Consider the following 646-nt stretch of genomic DNA (forward strand, 5'->3'; position numbering starts at 1 on the left):
GTAGCTACCCCTTCGGCGCCCCATGTTGCTTCAACGGATCGGCCTTCGCAAACGCCTCCATCGCCTCGCAGGTGGCGACGATACGATCGATGGTCGGGATGCCTGCAATCTCGATCTTCAGCACCTTCATGGTCGCGGTGATGCTGAGCAGGCAGATGTCAGCAATGGTCACCTCGTCGCCGTGACAGAAGCGGCCGGTGGCGGGCTCGCTGGCGAGGCGCTTTTCCACGGCGGCGAGGCCCGTAGTGAACCAGTGCACCAGCCAGGCGCGCACTGCGGCGTCGTCAAAGCCGGCGGTGATGGCGAGATATTTGCGCACACGCGGTGTGATGAGCGGATGGGTGTCGGCGGCCAGCATCGCGGCGATCGAGCGCAACCGGGCGCGGCCATGCGGATCGGCTGGCAGCAGCGGCGGGCTCGGATGGATCTCGTCGAGGAATTCCAGGATCGCCAGCGACTGCGTCAGCGGCAGGTGGCCGGGCTCGATCAGGGCCGGAATCGCGCCGAGCGGATTGATCTTGAGGAACGCGTCGCCGCGCTGTTCGCCCTTGTCGAGGTCGATCACGCGCTCGTGCGCTTCCAATCCCTTCAAGTTGAGCGCGACGCGGACGCGATAGGTCGCCGAAGTCCGCCAGAAGCCGTAAAG

At 65.6% G+C, this 646-nt stretch carries 1 protein-coding gene; it reads right to left on the bottom strand.

The annotated features are described in order from the left end of the window. Positions 1–4: 4 nt before the first annotated feature. A partial coding sequence (gene maiA / locus AC1DU6_RS34420) for a maleylacetoacetate isomerase (RefSeq protein ID WP_477862962.1) occupies positions 5–646 on the bottom strand: 642 nt, incomplete at its 5' end.

The organism is Roseateles sp. P5_B10 (genome assembly GCF_056400485.1).